This is a genomic window from Carboxydothermus pertinax, assembly GCF_001950255.1.
Classification (GTDB): Bacteria; Bacillota; Z-2901; order Carboxydothermales; family Carboxydothermaceae; genus Carboxydothermus; species Carboxydothermus pertinax.
In genome coordinates this window covers 1-8,066 of record NZ_BDJK01000050.1, presented here as the reverse complement: position 1 = coordinate 8,066, position 8,066 = coordinate 1, and the positions used below count along the sequence as shown (strand labels likewise).

At 33.6% G+C, this 8,066-nt stretch carries 11 protein-coding genes and 1 pseudogene; all 12 read right to left on the bottom strand.

Annotated elements, in window-relative coordinates; translation table 11 throughout:
* Nucleotides 1-259: 259 nt before the first annotated feature.
* On the bottom strand, nt 260-658 hold the full coding sequence (locus cpu_RS09900) for a hypothetical protein (RefSeq protein WP_075859834.1): 399 nt from the start codon (nt 656-658) through the stop codon (nt 260-262).
* Between the two features lie 274 nt (nt 659-932).
* Entirely contained in the window at nt 933-1,310 is a 378-nt protein-coding gene (locus cpu_RS09895; protein ID WP_143299316.1) for a hypothetical protein, read from the bottom strand.
* Complete coding sequence (locus cpu_RS14300; RefSeq protein ID WP_369688864.1) at nt 1,295-1,354, bottom strand: ATP-binding protein; 60 nt, start codon at nt 1,352-1,354, stop codon at nt 1,295-1,297. The genes cpu_RS09895 and cpu_RS14300 overlap by 16 nt, the downstream gene beginning before the upstream one ends.
* A 34-nt stretch (nt 1,355-1,388) precedes the next feature.
* Nucleotides 1,389-1,855, bottom strand: a pseudogene (locus cpu_RS09885) (magnesium chelatase domain-containing protein).
* Nucleotides 1,856-2,067: 212 nt separating this feature from the next.
* On the bottom strand, nt 2,068-2,616 hold the full coding sequence (locus tag cpu_RS09875) for a hypothetical protein (protein WP_075859830.1): 549 nt from the start codon (nt 2,614-2,616) through the stop codon (nt 2,068-2,070).
* A 50-nt stretch (nt 2,617-2,666) separates the two neighbouring features.
* Nucleotides 2,667-3,194: a hypothetical protein gene (locus cpu_RS09870; RefSeq protein ID WP_075859829.1), complete on the bottom strand. Its 528-nt coding sequence runs from the start codon at nt 3,192-3,194 to the stop codon at nt 2,667-2,669.
* A 118-nt stretch (nt 3,195-3,312) separates the two neighbouring features.
* Complete coding sequence (locus cpu_RS09865) at nt 3,313-4,014, bottom strand: hypothetical protein (RefSeq protein ID WP_075859828.1); 702 nt, start codon at nt 4,012-4,014, stop codon at nt 3,313-3,315.
* Between the two features lie 658 nt (nt 4,015-4,672).
* A complete protein-coding gene (locus tag cpu_RS09860; RefSeq protein WP_075859827.1) occupies nt 4,673-5,056 on the bottom strand; it encodes a hypothetical protein in 384 nt (127 codons plus the stop codon).
* A gap of 1 nt (nt 5,057) precedes the next feature.
* Nucleotides 5,058-5,702, bottom strand: coding sequence for a magnesium chelatase domain-containing protein (locus cpu_RS09855; RefSeq protein ID WP_075859826.1), 645 nt, complete (start codon nt 5,700-5,702; stop codon nt 5,058-5,060).
* Between the two features lie 372 nt (nt 5,703-6,074).
* Entirely contained in the window at nt 6,075-6,416 is a 342-nt protein-coding gene (locus cpu_RS09850) for a hypothetical protein (RefSeq protein WP_075859825.1), read from the bottom strand.
* Between the two features lie 122 nt (nt 6,417-6,538).
* Nucleotides 6,539-7,045 (bottom strand): DUF4367 domain-containing protein, encoded by a 507-nt coding sequence (locus cpu_RS09845; RefSeq protein WP_075859824.1) that lies wholly within the window; start codon nt 7,043-7,045, stop codon nt 6,539-6,541.
* 451 nt (nt 7,046-7,496) lie between these two features.
* The gene (locus tag cpu_RS09840) at nt 7,497-7,967 is read right to left on the bottom strand and encodes a hypothetical protein (protein ID WP_075859823.1); all 471 of its coding nucleotides are present in this window, start codon (nt 7,965-7,967) and stop codon (nt 7,497-7,499) included.
* Nucleotides 7,968-8,066: the final 99 nt, after the last annotated feature.

Sequence of the window (8,066 nt, the reverse complement as noted above, 5' to 3'; positions counted from 1 at the left end):
GCATTGCCCTATCCTCCTGGCAGGTAAAGCTATTTAAAGTATTGCCATTTTAGTTAGGTAAAAACCATTTACACAAAACTATTTACATTCCCGTACAATCTCTGCTGTCAGAACTATGTTAAACTCTTTTCTTTTAAAAAGCTTGCTGAATTCCGTTTTTAACAAGTTGAGCACTGTAATTCACCTCCACAAATTAACCTGGGGTTATGGCAAATGCCATAGCCCCAGGTTAGATCCGTTTGTTTTTGTTGCTTTTACTCTATCTTAAATCTGCATATCCGCTCGTAGTTACGTATACAAAGTTTAGATTATGGCTTTGCGCATAAAGTTTAATAAAAGTACCTGCATTCTCATTGGTATTAAAACTTATTCTATATGTTCCTTGTCCTTCATAACATGCAAAATTATCTGATACTCTTGTACCATCTCCCCCAACAACCCAACAGTCTGCTGCATCAAAGTCATCACCAATATAATCCACCCTATTAAGCATGTAATCATCATTATATATTTTGCTGCCGCTCATTATGACTATATCGCTTTTAAGTGGAGGTAAACTAACTGTATATGTTCCACTAACTGCAAAAGCTGCAGTAAATGATAAAAGAATTAATATCAAGCTTGTACAAAGCAAAAGTTTTATTTTATTTTTTATCATTCTAATTCACCTCCTCTCTTTCTGAAAATTCCGAGAAATTACCGGTAATTCTTTTACCTTTAACCATAATATTCCATTAAAAATATGTCAATTATACAAATTGAGTAAATTATAGTATATTTTACATTTTAGTACATCTTGTTTTCTTCAAATCGAAACCAGTTGCAGCCAATTCTTTCTCCTCTAATACAAAAACGAATTTTATTAGCGCCAATCAGAGTTAGCTAAAATTATTTCAATTTAATGAAGGTTAAGAAATAATTATCTTGCACTTTTATTCTTCTATTCCTGCCAGAATCAACTCTCTAACAAGTGTTGCTGTTGGTATGTTCAGTTCCTTTGACCAGCTCGCAATTTTTTTATAAAGCTTATCGTCAACGCTGAATGTTTTCAATGTGCTTAATAATTTCATGCTTCCGGAGAGATTTTTCACCGTAAAACTTTGTTCCTTTTCACTTGCTATCTTCCTTAAAAGTTCTGATTGGCTTATCTTCTTTTCCATTAGGTAACGATTTATCCGCTCTACATCGTAACTGCTAAATCGCACTGTAACAGTTCGGTAGCTCCGGTTTAAATTTTCCCGCTTCACCTTTAAATAAACTGCATTTTTCGTATTAAACTTATACTGACATGGGGTCATAGCATTAGACAATTGTGGTTGCCTGCCGCCGCAATTTCTAAAGCTCTTTTCGCCACTGTCTGTCCTGCCACATCGGCAAAATCCAGCTCTTCATCGGGCTTTTCCGCGGAGTATTTCGGAAATATCAAGAGGCTTTTCCGGTTTAAGCTCTTCTTCTCCCGATAAAAAAGCCACGATTTCTCTTAAGCTCTTTACCCCATAAACCTCGACCCCGGACACTAACGCTCCTTCGGTACGATTATTATATGGCACCACCGCTTTGGGTACCTTTCCCCGCACCGCTAATACCGAAGGTAGGACTCCATCTACCTCCCGCACCTGACCCTCCAAGGATAGCTCCCCTAAAAAAATGTAGCTTGATAAATCTGCGTTTAACTGTTCGCTCGCCGCTAAAATCCCGAGAGCTAAAAGTGAGAGCCTTCTTTTTTTAAGTCGGCAGGGGCAAGGTTTATCGTTATCCTGGCGATGGGAAAATCAAATCCCGAATTTTTTATCGCCGACTTTACCCGCTCCCGGGCTTCCTTGACCGCCGTATCGGGAAGGCCCACAACCTCCATCCCCGGAAGCCCGCGGTTAATGTCCACCTCCACCTCCACTATTTAGCCATTAATGCTGTTTAAAGTAATGGTATGTACTTTTGAAAGCATTTTTCTCCTTCTTCTACTTTTTTTGTTTCTTATTTCGGCATATTTCTAAAAATTCCTCTAAAAAGAAAAAAGCCTGCTTGAAAAAGCAGGACAAGAAATTTTAATCTTATAAACAAACCACCTTATTTTTTCATGATTTTCTCCATTTTTTCGATAGCTGCTAAATACCTTTCTTTCTCTTGAGGATTTCGGTATCTATCATCATTGATTGTTCTTTCAAGCTGGTATAGTTCCTTTAGCTCTGCTTGCAATTGGTTTAATTTTTGAAAATTTCTTTCTTCAACGATTTTTTCAAGGTTGCTAATATAAAGTTCCATCTCATTTAAAAGGTTAAAAATTGGCTGCTGTAATTCAGGGATTATTATTTTATCCAAGTATTCTTTGTTAACCGATGCTATTTCACCAACACTTCCGGGCCTTCCCAGTAAAAAAGCATCAATTCTTCCTTTTAAGTAATCTATATCCCTTTCATTCTTAACTTCCGAAGCCTTTTTGACAATCTGCCCAAATTCAAAAAGTCTTATAGAATAATCATGATTAAATGTCCCATAAACATATCCATAATATTTTGAAGAAAGGTCAAATAATTTAGATTCAGTTGAAACTTTATTTGTAGTACAACTTATTAATAAAAATGGCAGTAAAACAGCCAGGAAAAAGGCTTTTTGCATTTAATTTCACCCTTTTTATTATAAATCCGCTATTGAAACACCAAGCCAACTTAATTATTTTTTTCATTATATTTTTCAGCTTTTATCTTAAAAGTTTGATCACTTCCAGATGCAATAAGTGAAATATTATAGTTATATTGTTCATTTGTTTTTTGATTTATCATTGGAATCTCTATACCCTGAATCATTCCTTTCACTTCTATGACTTTTATTTGAAATGGTTCTTTAAATACCAAATTATTTTTATCTGCAGCAATATCTATTGCGTATATTCCTCTTTTACCAACAAATGCAATATTTGATTTTTTTCTTGTCTTTTTATCTTCAAAGAGGATTATTAAATCCAAGTTTTTATCATTATCTAAATCAACTATTTTTGTGTATAATACATTGCTATTTGGCAAAAAAGATTTAAAATCATTTAGATACTTTTCTTCAGTTGTCTTATAATCTGTTGTTGATTCTATTTGTTTTTGCTTATTTATATTTTCATTGTCTAAGACTTCTTTCTTATCACCGTCTTTACATCCTGTTAATAACAGTAACGAAATAATTATTAAAATTAATTTTCCTCTCAATATTGTATCACCTCAATGCTTCCTTTAAGGTATATTTGCATTGTTTACATTATCAACATTCGTAAATATTAAAATAAAACATGTCTACCATTTATTGGGGTAGACATGTTTCTTGAAATTAATAAATCTTTACAACCATATTCCAAGAATTTTTAGCTGGTACATTAGCACCGCAAGCCTTTTGTTCATAAAAACTATATCCATAATCATCCGTTACTTTATATATTGCATAACCTTTGCTTGCTGTACCTGGAATATAAGCATATATTTCACCAATTTTTCCAGGAGGAACACTTGTTTCAGTTCCATAGGTCATTCCTTGAGTCCAAACCCTTTCAATAGTACCCCCGATTGTAACTGTTGCATCAACTTTACCAACAATTAAATTAATTTCTGTAGATGTTGTTCCACTAACATTTGCAGCAGCTTTAAAAGATCCACTGCTGGTTGCTGTAAAAATCAGTTTTGCCGATGAATATTTATTTTGGGTATTGTCAACACGAGTTACGCCAACATATTTCATAGTCCAATTTAAATTTGCTGAAGTTTGATCATACCTTACCAATTCCTTTATTAAGTTAACTTGTGGCGTAATAATATTGTTATCTTTGTATTTATTACCCATATTGTCAGTATTTGTGGTAAGATATTTAGGCTTTTCATCTAGCGGAATTTCTGGCAAAATTTTGGGGTCAAAAATTTTATATATTCCAGTTGATTCATCATAAAGATAATTAGTCACTTGAACAGTAGATGCTAATGCAGTTGTTACAAAATATAACATTATAAAAAAACATAATAATATGGTTTTCTTTATCACCGCTAATTCCTCCTTCTAATTTTTTAAATATCAATTGATAATTTTTAATATAATAAGCTTGATAATTGTAACCAGCATATAGCCATAGCTACCTTAGCTCTATACTAATTAAGCACTTAATTTAGTAGAACTTTTCTAATTCACTATCGCCTAGCATTATTCTAAATATTTTTATATTTTTCCCAAATATTTTACTTTCAAAGGCAGAAATTCAACTTAGCATATTCCATCAGATTAGAAATTCATTAAAGTATGTTTTATATAAAGATCGTAAAAATTTAATGGCTTTTAAAAGTTGCACATCTTATACCACTTATTTGCAGCAAAATAAGTAGATCTGAGTATATTAAGATAAGTACTCATTAAGATTATTTTCTAACCAATCATGTTCTTGCAAATGAAAACTAGACAAATCAAGGGAAGCAGAATTTATCTTTTGTCCCCCCTTGTTTACCATTTTCAGGAATGCATTCCCTTTTATTACTATACTGCACATTTTTTTTTGTCAAGACAATTTTAAAAATTTTTTGTCAATTATTATAAGATTTTTTTAATACCTAAGCTATAGATGTACTCCCTTTAACATGGCACCGCAAAAGCTGATTATTGCAATCCATGAAAAATATTAATTACACACAAAACAAGTACCGTTTTTCTGTTATATCCATTCTTCTATACCGGACAGAATTAATTCTCTTATAAGTGTTGTTGTTGGTATGTTTAATTTTTTTGACCAGCTTTCTAATTTTCTATAAAGCCTATCTTCAACGCTGAAAGTTTTCATGGCTTTTAATACTACCCTGCTATCTGTAGGTTTCCTCATCGTATAGCTTAATTCTTTTTTGCTTACTATTTTCCTCAACAGTTCCGACTGGCTTATCTTCTTTTCCATTAAGTAACGATTTATCCGCTCTACATCGTAACTGCTAAATCGCACTGTAACCGTTCGGTAGCTCCGGTTTAAATTTTCCCGCTTCACCTTTAAATAAAATGCATTTTTCGTATTAAGCTTATACTGACATGGGGTCATAACATCAGACAATTTAAATTTGCTGCCGCAGCAATTTCTCTAAAGCCCTTTTCGCTACCGCCTGTCCTGCCACATCGGCAAAGTCCAGCTCCTCATCGGGTTTTCCGCGGAGTATTTCGGAAATATCAAGAGGCTTTTCTGGTTTAAGCTCTTCTTCTCCCGATAAAAAGGCTACGATTTCTCTTAGGCTCTTTACCCCGTAAACCTCGACTCCGGACACCAGTGCCCCTTCGGTGCGGTTGTTATACGGCACCACCGCTTTGGGAATTTTTCCCCGCACCGCTAATACCGAAGGTAGGACTCCATCTACCTCCCGCACCTGACCTTCCAACGAGAGTTCCCCTAAAAAGATGTAGTGTGAAAGGTCAGCGTTTAACTGTTCGCTCGCCGCCAAAATCCCAAGAGCTATCGGCAAATCAAAATGAGAACCTTCTTTTTTAAGGTCGGCCGGGGCAAGGTTTATTGTTATCCTGGCGATGGGAAAATCAAACCCGGAATTTTTTATCGCCGATTTTACCCGCTCCCGGGCTTCCTTTACCGCCGTATCTGGAAGGCCCACTACCTCCATCCCCGGAAGCCCGCGGTTAATGTCCACCTCCACCTCTACTATTTCTCCGTTAATGCCGTTTAAGGCAATCGTATGTACTTTGGAAAGCATTTATCTTCTCCTTTTGCCATTTTTGTTTCTTATTCGGCATCTTTCAAAAAATTCCTCTAAAAAAAACTTGCTTAAAGACGTTCAAACATTTCAAAGTTTATCATAAATCAATGATGTTCCTGATACTAATTTTGGAATATTGAAAATTTTTGTTTAACACCCCTAATATTTTATTTGTAGTACAACTTATTAATAAAAATGGCAGTAAAACAGCCAGGAAAAAGGCCTTTTGCATTTAATTTCACCCTTTTGAACATTTTTGAAAATTTTTTGTCAATTATGCAAAAATTTTTCTTAATAGTTCTGATTCAAATGTTCCTGCGATTTAATTCTCTCTTTAAGGACCTTCTCCAGGAGGACAAAAGCAGATCACTAATATAACCCCAATAAATTATAAATTTTCTGCACAGGCAAGAATAGCCAATAATCATCAATCAATAGACTAAATATAACCCATAACACTAAACCCAATAAGGAAGCTATGACGCCTTTTTTGAAGCTGGTAACTAAACCTAAAGAATGACCAATTGTTAATGAAAGCAAAATCCATACAATGCTTAAAAATAGCAACCGAGAAAATCCCGTTAAATAGCTAAAGTTATAAAAAGAAAAAATTGCCAACCAATACCAACGATAGTTAACGCGATTTCCCAGCATTATTCCAATTATTCCTACTATAATACTGATATAAAATAAAAAAATTTGGAACTTCACTGTAAATCACCTCAAAAAAAGAAAGGTAGTGTTCTAAAAACATTTTACCTTATATTGATTCAACGGAAATATTAGGTTATAAAACTTGATGTTACCTCGTTTCTCTTCATCTGTATTCAATATCATTTAAACAAACTTTCTGCCACTTTTGTTAGGTCTTCAACAGATATATTTAATCCTCCTACAAGATAATAACAACTATCTTTCCAGAACATAATTTTTACTGGTTCTCCTTCACTTTCATAAAGCAACCAAGCATCAGTGCCTGCAATCTTTATTTTTGTCGCATCGTTAATTTCACTTGGTTTTGTATTTCCATTATCATTTGATTGTATAATTACCAAAAATCTCCTTTCGTTTTTTATATCTTGCCACCCTTGTATTACTGCCTTTAAAACACCAACATTCTCAACTGTTTTTTTCTTAAAAACAAGTCCTTTGGGCAAATATTTAGGTGTTTTTAATTCGTACGGTAAAGATAATTCATTATTATCAGAATTTATATTAGAATTTTTAGTATATAAATTTACATTAACTGTATTATTATTTTCAGCTAAAGCATAAAAATAACCCCAAAAGGTTAATATCAGTATGATACTTGGTAAAAGCCACACTTTAAAATTTTTCATATTATTACGCGCCTTCCTTTTTAAGGAAATAACCGTTAATTTTTAAAAGTCATGATCTACATGCCAGTAATCATTTTGATTTACTAAACTACAATCAATGTACCACCCTGAACAAGCGGTAACCTACATAGTCGTTATTCCAATTGTCTTGCATAGGATGTGCTAAAGCTATTTCAGGTAGGGAAATTACGAAAATAGCAATAATTATTGCTGTCACAATTTTCTTTCTTATTTTCATAATATCATCCCTTTAAATTTACATTCAAGGATTTCATTATTTAAATTTTAATTTAACCACTTCAAAACACCCTTTAATTAAATTACTTTCAAGTTTTTATCAAGCGCTTCAATCCTTTTAAATCCGGTTACAAAATTTTCCCTGTAAATAAGATAGCCGCCATAATCACTTTTCCTGTCTACATTTGTAACTACTTCCTTATTATCACATGTTTTAAGGCAGCCTTTGCCCTTTCCAATCTCCCATAACAGTTGACTCCAATAACTGTCCGGTTTGGGCATCAAATACAGAAATTAAAGTAGCCTTTTCATAAAACCCAGCCTTTGTCTCTAACCCTTTTGGAAAATAATTTTTTACTACCCATACCATTCTGTCAGGATCTATCTGAGTATTTACCAATTGTTCTTTTGGCTCATCATTTGCTAAGTGCTGCTTCCAAGTCACAAGTTCCGCCGACTTTAAGTCACCTTCTTTGCCAACAGACACCTTTGCAATAGCTTGTTCCTTGGTTATAAAATGACTTTCAGAAAGATTATTATTAGCATGCAATGCAGGAGGATTTTCATTATATTTATCCTGGGGAAATGGGTGAGAGATATTTGATGGTGCAGCCAATGCAACAACACTTATAGCTAAAGCTATAGCAATAAGTAACAAACTAATTTTCAATAATGACGCATTCATTTAATAATCACTCCTCGTATAATGATTTTAGAAATAATCTTTAAACGGTAATAAAAACCGTTTCGATTTTATAAAAAATTGTTCTTTGAAAACTGGAAA

Excerpts from the sequence above, each read along its gene's own strand:
- cpu_RS09855 (WP_075859826.1), bottom strand. The coding sequence starts at position 5,702 with ATGCTTTCCAAAGTACATACGATTGCCTTAAACGGCATTAACGGAGAA.
- cpu_RS09900 (WP_075859834.1), bottom strand. The coding sequence starts at position 658 with ATGATAAAAAATAAAATAAAACTTTTGCTTTGTACAAGCTTGATATTA.
- cpu_RS09840 (WP_075859823.1), bottom strand. The coding sequence starts at position 7,967 with ATGAATGCGTCATTATTGAAAATTAGTTTGTTACTTATTGCTATAGCT.
- cpu_RS09845 (WP_075859824.1), bottom strand. The coding sequence starts at position 7,045 with ATGAAAAATTTTAAAGTGTGGCTTTTACCAAGTATCATACTGATATTA.
- cpu_RS09875 (WP_075859830.1), bottom strand. The coding sequence starts at position 2,616 with ATGCAAAAAGCCTTTTTCCTGGCTGTTTTACTGCCATTTTTATTAATA.